The 15916-nt window shown below is 62.2% G+C and carries 5 protein-coding genes; all 5 read right to left on the bottom strand.

All coding sequences use genetic code 11. The annotated features are described in order from the left end of the window. Positions 1-296 precede the first annotated feature (296 nt). The 5 genes from J3P89_RS15250 to J3P89_RS15230 are packed head-to-tail and all read right to left on the bottom strand — an operon-like array spanning position 297 to position 15743. Positions 297-2471 carry an HlyD family efflux transporter periplasmic adaptor subunit gene (locus tag J3P89_RS15250; RefSeq protein ID WP_434694703.1) on the bottom strand — a complete coding sequence of 725 codons (2175 nt, stop codon included), beginning with the start codon at positions 2469-2471 and terminating at the stop codon, positions 297-299. Further along, positions 2468-3847 (bottom strand): efflux RND transporter periplasmic adaptor subunit, encoded by a 1380-nt coding sequence (locus J3P89_RS15245; protein WP_434694702.1) that lies wholly within the window; start codon positions 3845-3847, stop codon positions 2468-2470. The genes J3P89_RS15250 and J3P89_RS15245 overlap by 4 nt, the downstream gene beginning before the upstream one ends. Next, the gene (locus J3P89_RS15240; RefSeq protein ID WP_434607044.1) at positions 3844-4605 is read right to left on the bottom strand and encodes an efflux RND transporter periplasmic adaptor subunit; all 762 of its coding nucleotides are present in this window, start codon (positions 4603-4605) and stop codon (positions 3844-3846) included. Before J3P89_RS15240 ends, J3P89_RS15245 begins: the two co-directional genes overlap by 4 nt. Beyond that, the gene (locus tag J3P89_RS15235) at positions 4602-6500 is read right to left on the bottom strand and encodes a TolC family protein (RefSeq protein ID WP_434694701.1); all 1899 of its coding nucleotides are present in this window, start codon (positions 6498-6500) and stop codon (positions 4602-4604) included. Before J3P89_RS15235 ends, J3P89_RS15240 begins: the two co-directional genes overlap by 4 nt. A gap of 39 nt (positions 6501-6539) precedes the next feature. Next, positions 6540-15743, bottom strand: coding sequence for an Ig-like domain-containing protein (locus J3P89_RS15230; RefSeq protein ID WP_434694700.1), 9204 nt, complete (start codon positions 15741-15743; stop codon positions 6540-6542). Positions 15744-15916 lie beyond the last annotated feature (173 nt).

The following is a 15916-nucleotide window of genomic DNA, read 5'->3' as shown; positions in this document are numbered from 1 at the left end:
TGCCAGAGTGCGCAGGGTTGGTTGTACGACAAGTCGATGCCGGAGCATTCGAATACTTGCCGAGTGCCCAAGTCGACAGCCAACGATCGATTTGCGAACTAGAAAAGACCCATCACCACGTTCCTGGCCCTGCGAATGCGCAACCGACTCGATATGTCTGGTACGCGAACAGGCGCGATTTACATAACTGAACATGATGAAGGTGGCGCTTGTGAAAACCGCCACCTTCATTCTTAGCGCGGGCCGTGAGCCAGTCCAACCGTCAATTGCGGCAGCCGTTGCTCTGCGGTTACCCATCAAAACCCGCTTTCTCTCACCAGGATCGACAATGCATCCGTGAATAATTCTGCAACCGCACTGGTGCGGGCACCCTCAATGGATACATTGCCTAATCGCATAATTATTTGAGCGGGGGAAGCGTCCAAACGTATTTTGACCCGGTAAAGCGCGTCACGAACTTGCAAACTCTTGTCTGGTTTGGCGGAGACGGCAATGGGGCCACCGTAGGCGGTGCTCAACATGAGGTGAGGAACGTTTTGAGTGCGCGAATCGTCAATGCTGATCACTTTGCCTTCAAGCGCTCTACCGCCGTCCCCTTGCGCATAAAAGCGCGCGCGAGCGCCAACTGCCAGGCGCGAGAGGTCTTGCTGACGGACGAAGGCTTCTACCGTCCAGCTATCGGGATTGACCAATACGCCTAACGGCTGATTGGGTTTGACCCAAACTCCAGGTTGCACGGCGGGGTCGATGTCGATGAGCACTCCAGCCATCGGGGCGCGCAACGTCAGGCGTTGCAACTCGGCCGCCTGGGCGGCGGACTCGGCTTGCTGACGGTTGAGCCGGTTGGCAATCGAGGCATATTTTTCGGCTCCATCGGCAGTTCCGGGGAGTCCGGCAAGTTGCGCGCGCAACGCGAGGGTCGCTTTGTGGGACCGTTCGGCCTTGTCGCGTATGACCGGGGAATCCAGAACGACCAGGGTTGAACCGGCTTCGATCGGTTGCCCGGCGTGAGGCATCTCCACCAGCCGGGACGGCAAGGGACTGTAGAGCGTGTATTGAACCTCTGCATGCAGCCAGGCGGGCGCCTGCACCTGGGTGCTCCACGGCAAGGCGGCCAATAGCATCAGCGCCCCTAGCCCGAGCAAAAGCAGACGGCCTCGCCGCGTGGGGATCTCCTTGCGACGACCCCACCAGACCTTGAGTTCACGCTGGATAGGCATGACGACGAACCAAGAAATTTCAACCAGGAACAACACGATACCCAGCGCCTTGAAAAACAGGTAATACACGGCGACGGCGATCGCGAGGAACACCACGAGGCGATAGATACGGGTGACGATGGCAAAAAGAATAAGAAAACCACGCAGGCGCGGCGCTACCACTTCCGGATCGGGTTCGTCCCACGACAGCAGGCGACGCCGCATCCAGGCTTGCGCCAGGGCCCCAGAACGCTCGTGGAGGTTGGGCAGGTCGAGCCAGTCCGACAACAGGAAGTAGCCGTCAAAGCGCATGAATGGGCTGGCATTGAGGGCCAGCGAAATCATCCAACTGGTGGTCGCCAGGAAGAACAGCCCGCTCTTGAGCATCGGATTTTCGCATAAGGCCCACCCTAGCGTCGAGACTCCGGCAACCAGCAGCTCCACGAGAATACCGGCACCGGCAATGTGAAAGCGTTGACGGCGGTCGGCGAGCTTCCAGGATTCGCTGGTATCGGTGTAGAGCACCGGCCATAGCACCAGGAACGCCACGCCCATGTGCGCGACGCGCACGCCGTAGCGGGTAGCCGTATAGGCATGGCCGAGCTCGTGAAGGCATTTCGTAATCGCCAGGGCTACCAGATAACCGACCAGGCCTTGCGGTGACAGGCTTTGCTGGAAGCTCGCAACGAACACATCCCACTGCTGTTCGACGAAGAACAGACCCAACACGATGGCGAGGGCGATGCACACCAGAAAGGTCCGGCTGAACAGTGGCGCGACCCAGGGCAGGGTTTTTTCTAACAGGCGCTGCGGACGCCAGAGCGGCACCCGCATGAACAGGTAGTTGTGTAACAACCATTGCCAACCGGTGTGCTTGCCTTGCCGGGCCATTTCTTCCAGGCGTCGGGTACCGGTGACGTCGCTGACCTGCAATAACTGATGGCGGCTCAGGAATGCCAACAAGGCCGCCAGTTCCGCTCGGCTGACGTTCAGGGGCGTTTCGGCCGCGAGCGCCTCGAGCATGCGGGTAGGGCAGCCCAGGGACCAACGTGACAGGATCTCGAACTCCATCCAGCCGATATTGAAGAACCGGTTGCCGACCGGGTCTTGGATCATCCAGGCTGGCGAGCCATCACGTTGCGTGGCCGCGGGAATCAGGCGCAAGTCTTCGCGCACTGCGGGCAGGTGTTCGGGAAGATGTACGTCTGGGTCTTGCGATGTCGATCCGGCCGATGAGCCCGACAGCAGAGTCGACAGGTCCAGTTCGCTCACAGCCCGCTCCATTCACGCAGGGCGGCCAACGGACGACGCATGACGTAATAGATCAGCGGTACCGATTCGCCATACAACTTGGCGGTGCCCTTGAGGCCGATCCGCGCCAACTGGCTGGTACCACCCTGGAACTCCCCCCGAATGCGATAGGAGGGGATATTGTCCGGCGAAAGCGTGGCCTGGTAGCTGGTCTGGATCAGGCTGGCCGTCAAGGGTGACAGCGGCGCAACGTGCAGGAACAGACGAATTTCAGAACCGGTATCGAGGTTGATGGCATTGGCCACCGGGAGCCAGACCAGCACCCCCGCATCTTGTGGGTCGGCCAGCTGGATGATGCGCTCGCCAGTGACCACGGGCTTGCCGATCCAATCGTTGGTGTCGCCAAAAATCGCAATGCCGTCGCGTGGCGCTCGGACCACATTGCGTTCAAGCATTTCGTCGAGCCAAGTTACTTCGGCCTGTTTTTCTTGCACTTGCCCATTGAGCGCGGCCAACTCGCCCTTGCTCTGTGCGCTTTCGAAGGCTTTTTGCGCAGCGAGCAGCGCTTCGGACCGGGCGACTTCCAGCGCTTGCCGGGCAACCGCGCGGCGATTGCGCAGGGTCGTGTCGTCGAGGCTGAACAGCGGTTGATCCTTTTGCACCATCTGGTTGGGCTGTACTAGGAACTCGTGCACCACGCCATCTTGCGGGGAGGCGATGGCCATCGCATTATGGGCTTCGATCTCCGCCGGCGCCAGGGCGCTGAGTCGGACCGGCACCAGGCAGGCCAGGGCCATGGCCGTCCCCAATGCCAATAAACGCCATGGGCGCTGTCGCCAGACTTGCCAGCGTGCAGCGAACGTGGGGCGTTTGTTGGTCAGCGCCGCGAGGCAGTAGGCATAGGTTTGCCCCAGTCTGGAGAGCAGGGCCTGGGTGTGTTCGTCCGGTGCGGTATCGCAGGCAAGCAGCAACATGCCACGGCGTGAATGATCGCGCGGCGGTAGCGGTACGCAGAGCAGATGCATCGGCATCCATTCGGTCCAGCCCTCGGCGAAGCTTTCGGGAAGGTCCCGGGCTCGCAACAGATGCAAGACGGTGGCTGGTGTCGATTCGGCCGATACCGCAGGCTGCGTCCAGAGATGCTGGGCCAGCCTCTTGAGCCAGACGGTAAACGGTGTCTCTTCAGGCAGCACCGCCAAGCTCGAAACGTTGCTCAGCGAGGGCTTGCCCAGCACATCGCTGACAAATACATAGCCTTGGCGATAACGCAAAAGTTGCCACGTTTCGTTGACCATCACAAAACCCAGCTCGGCGGTACTGCGCGCTTCTTGTGCGCGCTGCTCAAGATGCAGCAGCACCGCGACCGGGTTGGGCGCTGTATTGGCTTGGGCGTTCATTGCGGCGCTTCGAACAGCGCAGTGCCACTCATGCCGGCGAGCAGATCGACGGGCCGGCCTTCGATCACCCCTTCAAGCTCGATGGTCTGGCTGACGGCGTCGACCTGGCCGTTGATGGCGCTGACTTTGGCGGGATAACGTTTGCCGGTCTCACCCAAATCAACCTGGAAGGGCAGGTCGGGCTTGAGCCAGACCAACCATTTGGAAGGTACATTCACACGTACCTTCAATGGCCCTTTGCTGATGATGTCGAGCAGTGGTTGGCCCAGGTTGACGCCCTGAAAGGCTTTGACCTGGACCTTGACCACGCGCCCGTCGAACGGTGCGAGCACATTGCATTGTTGTTGCTGGGCCCGGTACTGGGCCACCTGGGCAGCGGCTTTCTCTGCGGCACTGGCGGCCAGCGAAACTTCCACCTCGCCGGCGGACTGCAACCCTTGCAAGCGCAGCTTGGCGTCATGGGTTTCACGGGCGGAGCTCAGGTCGGCCTGGGCCATCTTCAGGCGAGCGACCTGTTCGTCGCAGTCGAAACTGACGAGCACGTCACCCTTGCTGAACGTCGATCCCAGCGACGCGTTGACCGCGCGTACCCGCCCCACCAGCTGGCTCGCCAGGGTGGTTTCCTGGTCGGCCACCAGCAGCACGCGTACGCCGGCATCGGTTTCGCTTTGTGCCCATGCCGGTTGCGCTGACACGACCAGACCGAGCAACGAACCGCCGATCACAGAAAGAGAAACACAACGTGATCGGATCTTCATTTCGAGGCCACCTGTGTTGGGCCCGATTTCAACCACGCGCGCAAATTCGGCACTTCAGCGACCGTGGCGGCTTCGCAGAATGCGTTCAAGGAATCTCTGTCCGGCTGGGCGCGCAACGTGCTCTGGTAGTGACTGGTGCCTGCCACGCTTCCGTCGGCACGGCGCAGGCTTACGCTCCATTCACCGCGACGGATACCGTCCTGAACGTTGGCGATACGCAGTTGCATGATCAGCGTAGGCCCGGGCTGGTTGTTTTCGGCAAGCACGAACTGGTTGCGTTTCAATGCTTGGCGAGCCACTTCGAGCATGTCATTGGCTGCCCGGGCATCGCCTGAGTATTCCAGGCGTACCGCCAACGGTTGCTGCGAAGGCAACTCTCCGATCGCCGTCGTGAACGCCTGGCGTTCTGAACGGCTCAGGCTTTCCTGCAGTTGTTGCGAGAGTTGCTGCAAGTCGCTGGCGTCGCGCACGTCTTCGGGTAGCACGTCCAGGCCCAGGGAGTTGTAGATGCGCCCGAAAGCGGTCTGTGCCGTGGCGTAGGCCGAGTATCGCTGGAACTGTGCGAGCAGGGCGCGGGTTTCGGTGCGAATGACTTCAAGCTCGGAATCGGTGCGGGACGACACCGAAGCGCGGGCGAACTTGGCCATGCGTTGATCGACCTGGCTCGACTGGTCGGCCAGGTCGTAATCGACCAAGGCGAGCTTGTAGCGCTCCACCGAGATGCGCACTTGTGTCAGCACGGCCATCGAGAGCGCAAGGCGGCGCGCGTTGTCGGTTTTTTCCTGGGAGGCGCTGGCTTTTTGCGTGGCCGGGATGGCCGCCAGCTTGAACAGGTTGGCGCTGACCTGTACGCCGCTGTCGACCCAGTTGCTGTTATAGAGATATTTGTTGGAGTCGTACTGATCGTTGATGTTGATTCCAAGGCTGGGCAGCAGTGCCAGCAATTGGCGTCGCGCTTCGTCCGCCGAAATGCGCTTGCGATAGTCTTCCTCACGCAGCTCAGGACGCGCCTGTAAGGCGATTTCCTCAAGTTTGGCCATGTCGACCGGGACGCCAGGCAGCGAGGGCTCGCTTTCTTCAGCCAGCGTGAATTGGGTGCCCGGTGGAATGCTCATCAGCGCGGCCAATTCGCGTTTGGCGAATTCCAGATCCTGGCGGCGAGCGTTGAGCAAAGTGGTCGCGTCCAGCAGGGCGCTTTGGTAAGCCAACGCCTGTGCCGGCGGTAGCAGACCTTGTACCTCGGCTTCCCGTGACTTGCCCAACGCCAGGCGTACACGGTTCAGCAGCTCGTCGGCCTGGCTTTCAAGACGCTGGGCGCCCAGGGCGCGCCAGTAGGAGGTGCGCAAGTCCTGCAGGACCGTTTGCATCACGCGTCGGCGTCGCTCCTCGGCGATCAGGTATTGGTCGGCACTCTGCTTGGCGCGGTAGTAGCTGACGCCAAAGTCCAGCAGGTTCCAGGAAAACTCAGCGTTGGCCAGTGTCCGGTTACGCTCGACGGAGGAGGAGGGGATCAACGAAACCGTGTTGGTTTCAATGCCGACGCTCGTACCACCCGACTCGTTGTTGCGCGACGTGTAGCCAGCTGAGACCAGCATCTTGGGAAGCATGTCGTAACGTGAAACGTCACGCAGGCCCGCCGCCAGAGCCGATTCCATCAACTTCAGGCGATAGTCGAGGTTGTATTTGAGCGAGCGTGCCAGCGCGTCGGCGAAGGTCAATGGCCCCTTGATCGGCTCCTGGTCGGCGTAAAGCTGGAGCTGGTCCCCGGCCACTCGTTGGTGAATTTCATCTTGTTGCAACGGTTTCGGCGCAACGGAGCAGCCTGCCAGGCCGATAACCATGGCCGCAACCCAGCCTGCGCCCAGTACTGAACGATTTTTTTCCATCAAAGACATGTGATTACCGTTTTTATAAGGAAAGTAGAGGACGTTGGGTCAACCTTTGCGCTGGGGCGCCGGTAGCCGTTCGACTTGAGTGGACGAAGGAGGCTGGCGCTGTTTGGCGGCCTGGCTGATTTGGTCACTGAAGGAAACGGCCGCCTTGGGCTGATCAGACGGCGGGCTGGGCTTGACTTCTCTTGCTGAAGGCTCTTGAGCCACAGGCTGCAAGGCATCGAAATCGCCGAACAAGCTATGGCCACCGGTGAAATACAGGCTGTCCTTGAATTTGAGCGAACCTTCCTGGTAATCGACCGTTTTTTGCGAATCCTGTACCGCCAGCGTGACGTGCAGATTAGGAACGAAACCGAGGCCGATCCCGATCGACTCCGAACGTATTTCGCCGCTGTAGGCTTCGGCATAGCCGGAGCGCAGCGGGTCGAGTCGTTCATCGGCCTGGATTTGCGAATCCATCACCGGAAGCGTGACGAACAAGCCCGGCACCATGTCGCGCCGTACGCTCAACGAATCAAGCTGCCAATCCGGGTATTCATGACGCAGAACGTCGCCGGTGGGCGCGTTCCGATCCGTCGAGACATCGGACGTGGGCGGCAGCGGCAATGTCGAGGAGTCCATGCGCAGCCTCAATTGCGCCGTTGCGAAGCCGCCATGGTCGTCGGTGATCCGGTAATCGATGGTCGGCACCGCGCCGAGATAATTGGCGTTCGGTGTAAATACGAAGCGGCCATCGAGGTCGAGCGTCATCGTGCCGACGCCTGGGATTGCCACGCTGTCGCCGGCCGCGAAGGTGCCGGTCACGCCATCCACGGTGAAGTCGACCACATGAATCGCATCGTTCTCGGGGTCGCTGTCGTTGCCGAGCACGCTGCCCCTGATCGGGTCTCCTTGGGGCGCGCTATGAACGCCGTCGTTGACGGCCACGGGCGGCTCATTGATATGGATGCGCACTTGGGCGGTGTCGCTGCCACCCACGCCATCGCTGATCACGTAGGTGATCGTGACATCGCCCGTGACGCCGGGTGCCGGGGTGAAATCCAGGGTTCCGTCTGGGTTGATCGTAACGCTGCCGTCAGCGCTCTGGGCGTGGGTGACGGTGAGCGGATGGCCGCTCGGATCGGTGTCGTTGGCCAACACCTGTATGGATTGGATGGGCGTGTCGCGGTCTGTGAGCAACACCCCGTCATCGTTGGCGACAGGCGTGGAATTGACCCGGATGGTCAGGTCGGCATTGTCGGTACCGCCCGCGCCGTCGGTGATGCTGTAGGTCACCACCGGCACATCGCCGTGGAAGGTCGCAACCGGCGTGAAGAGGTAACTGCCGTCGGCGTTGAGTGTCAGGGTGCCGACACCGGTAATGGTTGCGGTATCGCCAGGATTGAAAGTGCCCGCAACCCCCGCGACGGTAAACCCGGCGACGCTCAGCGGATGACCTTCCGGATCACTGTCGTTGGGCAGGACGTTGCCGCTGGCCGGCGTGCCCTGCTGGACGGTTTGCAGCCCATCGTCTACCGCCACTGGCGGCGCGTTGACCCGAATCGTCAGGTCGGCGCTGTCGGTACCGCCCACGCCGTCGGTGATGCTGTAGGTCACCACCGGCACATCGCCGTGGTAGGTGGGGATCGGCGTGAAGAGGTAGCTGCCGTCGGCGTTGAGCGTCAGGGTGCCGACACCGGCAATGGTTGCGGTATCGCCAGGATTGAAACTGCCGACTACCCCCGCCACGGTGAACCCGCCGACACTCAGGGAGTTGCCGTCCGGGTCGCTGTCATTGGGCAGGACATTGCCGCTGGCCGGATCGCCTTGCTGGACGGTTTGCAGACCATCGTCCACCGCAACCGGTGGCGCGTTGACCCGGATGGTGAGGTCGGCGGTGTCGGCGCCGCCCGTGCCATCGGTGATGCTGTAGGTCACCACCGGCACATCGCCGTGGAAGGATGGCGCTGGTGTAAACACGTAGCTGCCGTTGGCATTGAGGGTCAGGGTGCCGACGCCGGCAATGGTGGCGGTATCGCCAGGATTGAATGTGCCGACGACCCCCACGACGGCGAACCCATCGACGCTGAGCGCGTTACCGGCCGGGTCGCTGTCGTTGGGCAGGACATTGCCGCTGGCCGGCGTGCCTTGCTGAACCGTTTGTAGGCCATCGTCCACGGCCACCGGTGGCGCGTTGACCCGAATGGTCAGGTCAGCGTTGTCGGTGCCGCCCGCGCCATCGGTGATGCTGTAGGTCACCACCGGTACATCGCCGTGGTAGGTGGGGATTGGCGTGAAGAGGTAACTGCCGTCGGCGTTGAGGGTCAGGGTACCGACGCCGGCAATGGTGGCGGTATCGCCAGGATTGAAACTGCCGACGACCCCCGCGACGGTGAACCCGCCGACACTCAGGGAGTTGCCGTCCGGGTCGCTGTCGTTGGGCAGGACGTTGCCGCTGGCCGGTGTGCCTTGCTGAACCGTTTGCAGGCCATCGTCCACGGCCACCGGTGGCGCGTTGACCCGAATCGTCAAGTCGGCGCTATCGGTACCGCCTACACCATCGGTGATGCTGTAGGTCACCACCGGTACATCGCCGTGGTAGGTGGGGATTGGCGTGAAGAGGTAACTGCCGTCGGCATTGAGGGTCAGGGTACCGACGCCGGCAATGGTGGCGGTATCGCCAGGATTGAATGTGCCAACGCCCCCCGCGACGGTGAACCCATCCACGCTGAGCGCGTTCCCGGTCGGGTCGCTGTCGTTGGGCAGGACATTGCCGCTGGCCGGCGTGCCTTGCTGAACCGTTTGCAGGCCATCGTCCACGGCCACCGGTGGCGCGTTGACCCGAATGGTCAGGTCAGCGTTGTCGGTACCGCCCGCGCCATCGGTGATGCTGTAGGTCACCACCGGTACATCGCCGTGGAAGGATGGCACCGGAGTAAACACGTAGCTGCCGTCGGCATTGAGGGTCAGGGTGCCCACACCGGCAATGGTGGCGGTATCGCCAGGATTGAATGTGCCGACGACCCCCACGACGGCGAACCCGGCGACGCTCAGAGGGTTGCCGTCCGGGTCGCTGTCATTGGGCAGGACATTGCCGCTGGCCGGTGTGCCTTGCTGAACCGTTTGCAGGCCATCGTCCACGGCCACCGGTGGCGCGTTGACCCGAATCGTCAGGTCAGCGCTGTCGGTACCGCCCACGCCATCGGTGATGCTGTAGGTCACCACCGGCACATCGCCGTGGTAGGTGGGGATCGGCGTGAAGAGGTAACTGCCGTCGGCGTTGAGCGTCAGGGTGCCGACACCGGCAATGGTGGCGGTATCGCCAGGATTGAATGTGCCAACGCCCCCCGCGACGGTGAACCCGCCGACGCTGAGGGGGTTACCGTCCGGGTCGCTGTCATTGGGCAGGACATTGCCGCTGGCCGGATCGCCTTGCTGGACGGTTTGCAGACCATCGTCCACGGCCACCGGTGGCGCGTTGACCCGAATGGTCAAGTCAGCGCTGTCGGTACCGCCTACACCATCGGTGATGCGGTAGGTCACCACCGGCACATCGCCGTGGAAGGATGGCGCCGGTGTAAACAAGTAGCTGCCGTTGGCATTGAGGGTCAGGGTGCCGACGCCGGCAATGGTAGCGGTATCGCCAGGATTGAATGGGCCGACGGCCCCCGCGACGATGAACCCGGTGACACTCAAAGGGTTGCCGTCCGGGTCGCTGTCATTGGGCAGGACATTGCCGCTGGCCGGATCGCCTTGCTGGACGGTTTGCAGGCCATCGTCCACGGCCACTGGCGCGGTGTTGAGGTGGATGGTGATGGTTTGCGTCGCGATTTTCCGCCCTTCGGCGCCTTGGTCCTGGCCGCTGCCGGCAGTGCCGCTGTCGGTGGCGTTCGGGTTCTGGTCGTTGAGCACGAAGTCGACGGCTACGTCGGCGCTGGCCGATGTCGAGGCGTTGGTGTTGCTGTAGGTGACGGCGCCCATCACTTTGCCGACCACTGAACCGTCGGCATCGGCGTTGAAGGTGACTTGCAGCGTGCCCGAGGCATTGCTGATGCTGCCCACGACCACCCCGTCGACGAGCAGGTCGCTGCCGTTGACCTGAACACCGACCGCATCGTCCCCCGCATCGCTGTCGAAAAGGCCAAAGACATCATCGGCATTGCCGCCGCCCTGACGGTTGATGGTCAGCGTCGCGCCCTGCCATTTGTCAGCACTCACATCCAGTTCGAGGTCGCTGACGGCCACATTGCCGTCGCCATCCAGACGAACGGGGTTGCCGCCCTTGGTCACGGTTTGCGAGCTGTCGAGGCCCGAGGCTAAAGGCGCATCGTTGACCGGCAGCACGGTTACATTGATCGTGCGGGTGGTGATCAGCGCGGCGGTGGTGCCGTCGGCGTAGTCGAAATCGCCCGGGTTCTGGTTGGCATCGTCGGTGTCGCCGGTCAACGCTCCAGGACGCTGCCCGGTGCTGCCGCCATCGTTGACGGAAACCGTCACCGTGAAGTTGCCCGTGTAGTCGCTGCCTGCCGGCGCGCCCGTGGCCGTCGGGTAAGTAATCGTCAGGGCCTGCAGACGAGCGTTGACTTCGGCTTGGGTGGCCCCGCTGATCGTCACCGTATCGCTGCCCACACCGCTGATCGAACCACCACTGCCGCCCACGCCGGAAATCACCCCCTGGCTGACGTGTACGGTGGCCGAGAACGTATTGGCACCGTTGGCGTCCGGGTCACTGATGGTGAACCCACCCACGCTGCCGGTCAGGTTGAGGGTCGCCGAGCCTTCCCTGACGGTGACATCGCTGGCGGTAACCTGGGTCGGGTCGTTGAGGCTGGAAACAAATAGCGTCCGCGTGTTGCTGCCCATATTGAGCGTGAGCGAGCCAGGCAACGCCGCGTAGGGATCGATAACGGTGGCGGGGACCACGGCGGTCGAAGCACCGGACGGATTCAAGCCGCCGTTGGCCAGACCACTGGCATCCAGCACGCCGGTGGCAACGTCGCGAATGCGGTCGTCGGCAATCACCTGCACCCTGTAGCTGGTGTCGGTGTTGGCAAGGGTACCGCTGAGGGTAACCTGCAAACCCGCGAGGTAAGCATTGACGTTGGCCAGGCTGCCGCGGATGACCAGTGCACTGTCGGTGCCGGAGTAGGTGTCATCGATTTCGAAGCTGGTGTGATCTTCCGTGGGCGAGCTGGTGGAGCCGAGAATGATGTCGGTGTAGCTCGCTTGGCTCAGCGGCACGCCATTGGCATCGGTCAGGCGCACGGTCACCTGAGTGAAGTTCTGTTCCGGCGAAGCGCTCTCGCCTGGCGGTGCGCTGATGCCCCCACCGTCGTTGTAGTCTCGATCCGAGACCGAGAACCCCGGCACGGCCACCGCTGCGCCGCTTTGGCCTATCGCGAGGCTACCGCTGCCTGCCGTTACGGTAGGGGCGTCGTTGGTCGCTTGCAGGATGATTGCCAGTTCGCTGGTCTGGGCGGGCGACGCAACGCTGCCACTGCCCACGTCACCACCGATGGCGGCGGTGCCTTCGTTCAATTGCACGCTGAGCGTAACGTCGCCAGCAGCAGCACCGTTGTAGTCGTGGTTGGCGTGGGCTGCGCTGGTGTAGGTCAAGCCAGTGCCGGCGGCGTTGAGCAGCGACTGGATATCGTCGGCACGCCCGATCAGGGTCACGCTGTTGCTGTTATCGCCACTGATGCTCACGGTTCGCCCTGATGGCAGGGTGATGGTGGTCTGCGTACCCGCGCCGCCAATCCCCAGTATGCCCTGGCCCGATGGCACGCTGACCGTCACGGAGACCGGAACGTCGAGGGCCGTGGACTCGGTATCGACCACCGAGATGCCGGTGACGGCGGTCGAGCGATCTTCGTTGATCAGTTGGGACGCCGGGATGCCCACGCTGGGCAGGCTGTTGATTGTCGACACGCGGACCAACACGCTGGCCTGTGCCAGGTTGAGGTCGGTGCCGGTGACGCTGTCGGTGTATCCATCGAATTCAACGGCGGAGATCGGCTGCCCGTTTCCGCCGGGGGTGGCCGCCTGGTTTTCGCTGCCGCCATTGGCCCCCGTCGTCAGGTTGCCGCCGGCGTCACGCAGCCGATCATCGACCACGACCTGGATGCGGTATTGATGGTCCTCGTTGCTGGGGTCGTTGACGCTGGCGGTCAGGGTGGCCAGCGCCGCGTTGACTTCGGCCCGGGTGCCGCGAAGGACCAGGTAATCGCCATTGCCGTCTTTATCGGCGTCTCGGGTAGCGCCGCCGCCCAGGCCGACGGAGAGGGTGACGCCCGCATACTCGTCCGCCGTGAAAGCGGTGCCGTCGGTCTGGGTCAGCCGCACGATGACTTGCACCGAATCCTGCGTGCCGAAGCCGCTCAAGTCATCGAAATCGCCCACCGTGAAGCCGCCCACCGGATTGTTGCCAGCGACGGTGCTGTCGATATTGACCGGGTTGTTGGGGGCAGACACCGTTGGCTTGTCGTTGGTCGGCAGAATTTCGATGTTGTAGGTCGATGCCGTGGCGGTGACGCCCTGGGCGAATGAGCCACTGTCGTTGGCGCTGAAATCACCGTCACTGACGATGTAGGAAAATGAGTCGTTGCTGGTTTCACTGCCGTCATGTTGATAAGTGACGCGATTGGCGTCCAGGTCGGCTTGGGTGAAGACCGAGCCGAGCCCGAGGACGCCGCCGTTGAGCATCAACCTGCCATGCTCCGGAATAGCGGTGAGCCGGTATTGGCGCTGTAGGCTGGAGTTATCGTCATCGCCGTACACAAGGTGCGCGCCGCCCACCGAGCCATTTATCGTCCCGGATCCATCGGCATTGGCATAACCCGATGCACCGCCGATCACTGCCGATTCCCCTTCGTGGATGGCGCCCGCTTCACCGGCGACCAGTTGGGATTTGGAATTGAACGCGGGCGCATCGTTGACCGGTGATATGGTGATCGGCACCACCAAAGCCGAGCCGGTGCTGGATTGGTTGGTACCCGCTCCGACGGCCACGCCCTGGTCGTCAACGGGCACCACGGAAAAACTGTCAGTAAAGTTTTCGCTGCCGTCATGGACGTACTTCAGGTCGCCCGCGGCCAATTGCGCCGAGGTCACGGTCTGGTTCAACGTCACGGTCACGCCGCCAAGCGTCAGGTGACCGAATTGTGGCAGCGCACTGATCTGCAGGATGACGTCGTTGCTCGTGGCGTATTGGGTGCCGCCGCTGGCATCGGCTTGCCTGTCGGTATCGGCGACCACGATGTTGCCGTTGGTAATGGTGACGGTGCCGCCTTCGGCCGTGAACACCCGATCGTCATTGGTGGCGGTCGGTGTGTCGTTTTTCGGCACGATACTGAGGCTGAAATTTTCGGTCGCGGTGGTCAGCGTCCCGTCGGAAACCGAGAATTGGAAGTTGTCGACAAAGTGTTCGTCGCCGCTGTGCTTGAACGTAACGCGTCCAGCGTCCACGTCGGCCTGGGTGAAGGTGCCGAACGCACCGATCGCCACACCGTCGAGCAGCAATGTGCCGCTGCCCGGCGTGACCAGCACCCGGTACGTCAAACCGTCGGCGGGGGTGAAGTCATCCGTGGCGTTGAGGTCGGCGGTCGTCAGCGTGTAGCTGGCGGCTTCGTCGATCGTCGCGGTTTTGTCGCCGCCGCTGACGGGCGCCTGGTTAGGCGCGGGGTCGGCCGGCAGTGCCCCCGGCAACGTCGATGGCTCGGCCGGCACGTGGATGTTGAACGTCTTGACCGTCAACGAGCTGTTGGCCGCGTCGGTGTCGTAGATACCGCCATCGCGAGCGCTTGGATACAGGCGTACGCCGCCGTCCTTGACGGTAAAACTCATGCTGTCGGTTCGCGCCGTGCCGGTATAGGCCCGAACGTGATAGACCACGTTGCCTGCGTTGATGTCGGCCTGGGTAAAGCTCGATCCCACCACCAGCAACCCACCGTTGAGCGTGAAATAACCGACGTTTCTGTCGGGCACGGCGGTGAGCGTATACCTGAGGCTGGAATCGAAGGAGTCGTTGTCGGTGACCTGCAGCATGGCGTTGGTGACGACGCGAATCGTTTCCCCAGGATTCAGGTTCTGGTCGATGCTGTGATCCAGGACCGGATCGTCGTTGTTGGGCAGGATGGTGAGATCGACGGTCAACGTCGACGTCTTGGGCACACCCGTGCCGCCGCCGTCATCGGTGACATTGAGCAAAAAACTATCGGTGGCGCCGGCCCCGCTGGCTTCGCTGCCGTCGTGGCTGTAGGTGAGCTTGGAGAGGTCCAGGATGACGAAGCTGCTGTCGGTGATCACCACGCCGTCATAGCGCAACGTACCGTGGGTCGGCAGGGAGTTGAGCGTATAGGTGAAGTCGACACCCGGGGATTGATCGGGATCGCCGATCTGGATCGTGCCACGGGGCGTGCCGATCGGGCTGACCAGATTGCCGTTGTCGGTCAGGTTGACGCTTTGCTCGCCCTCGATGATCGTGATGGTGCCGCTCGATGTCGGCGCCTGGTTCACCGGATTGACGTGAACCTGCACATTGTGGTCGTGAACGACGCCGCCGGCGCCGTCATCGATGGTAATGGTGAAACTGTCGGTGAGGCCCGCGGGATTGATGACCTGGTCGCCATTGTGGCGATAGCTGAGGTTGGCGATCTGGTCGATGGAAAAACTCGACCCTACCCCTAGCTCCTTACCGTTGAGCAACAAGGTGCCATTGCTCGCCAGGGAGGTGAGCTTGATGATGACCTGTTGCTGCACGTTATCGACGTCGGTCATGCCCAGGTTGCTTTGGGTGAAGCCCTTGCCGTCGGGGGAGCTGGTGGCCGGCGAGAAATTCGCCGTCCCGCCTTCGTCCACCTGCAACGCCGGGCCACTGCCGGAAACCGTCGGCGTATCGTTGACCGGGGTCAGGTTGATGTCGATGGTTTTGCTGGTGGTATTGCTGCCGTCGTTGCTGGTCAAGGTAAACGAGGCGGCACCATTGAAGTCGCTGTCGCCCCTGAATGACATTCCGTTCAGGGCGGCGTTGATGTCCGCCAGTGAGCCGCTGAAGCTGATGTTGGCGCCGCCATTGCCGGTCAAGCCGGTGAGGCCACTGGTGCTGGCCAGGTTCAATGTGCCATGGCTTGCGTTCAAGGTGACTTGCTGTGTTGCGTTATCTGTGTCGCTGACACTGATGCCGCTTATCGCGACAGAGGCATCCTCGGCGCCACTACGTGCCACGACAGCGGTATCGGCGATGACCGCCGCCGCACCGTCGAAAAGCATCCGTTGTTCAAGGGCGAAAAACCTGTTGCGTGACACTGGAGGTCTATCACTTCGTGGCTTGATGTCTTTCACCGTTTCGCCCCTGGATGTTTTATTTGTTGGGATGCTTATCTATTGCTGCGAGCCTGCTCGTGAGACATGCCTGCGCAACCGCAGAATGCCTGGGCGCATCT

This window comes from Pseudomonas sp. Z1-14, assembly GCF_051132005.1.
Classification (GTDB): Bacteria; Pseudomonadota; Gammaproteobacteria; order Pseudomonadales; family Pseudomonadaceae; genus Aquipseudomonas.
Note: the sequence above shows the minus strand (reverse complement) of the source record. Positions and strands in the feature narration are given on the sequence as shown.

Coding starts and splice junctions, on each gene's coding strand:
- J3P89_RS15245 (WP_434694702.1), bottom strand. CDS start 3,847: ATGAACGCCCAAGCCAATACAGCGCCCAACCCGGTCGCGGTGCTGCTG.
- J3P89_RS15240 (WP_434607044.1), bottom strand. CDS start 4,605: ATGAAGATCCGATCACGTTGTGTTTCTCTTTCTGTGATCGGCGGTTCG.
- J3P89_RS15235 (WP_434694701.1), bottom strand. CDS start 6,500: ATGTCTTTGATGGAAAAAAATCGTTCAGTACTGGGCGCAGGCTGGGTT.
- J3P89_RS15230 (WP_434694700.1), bottom strand. CDS start 15,743: ATGCTTTTCGACGGTGCGGCGGCGGTCATCGCCGATACCGCTGTCGTG.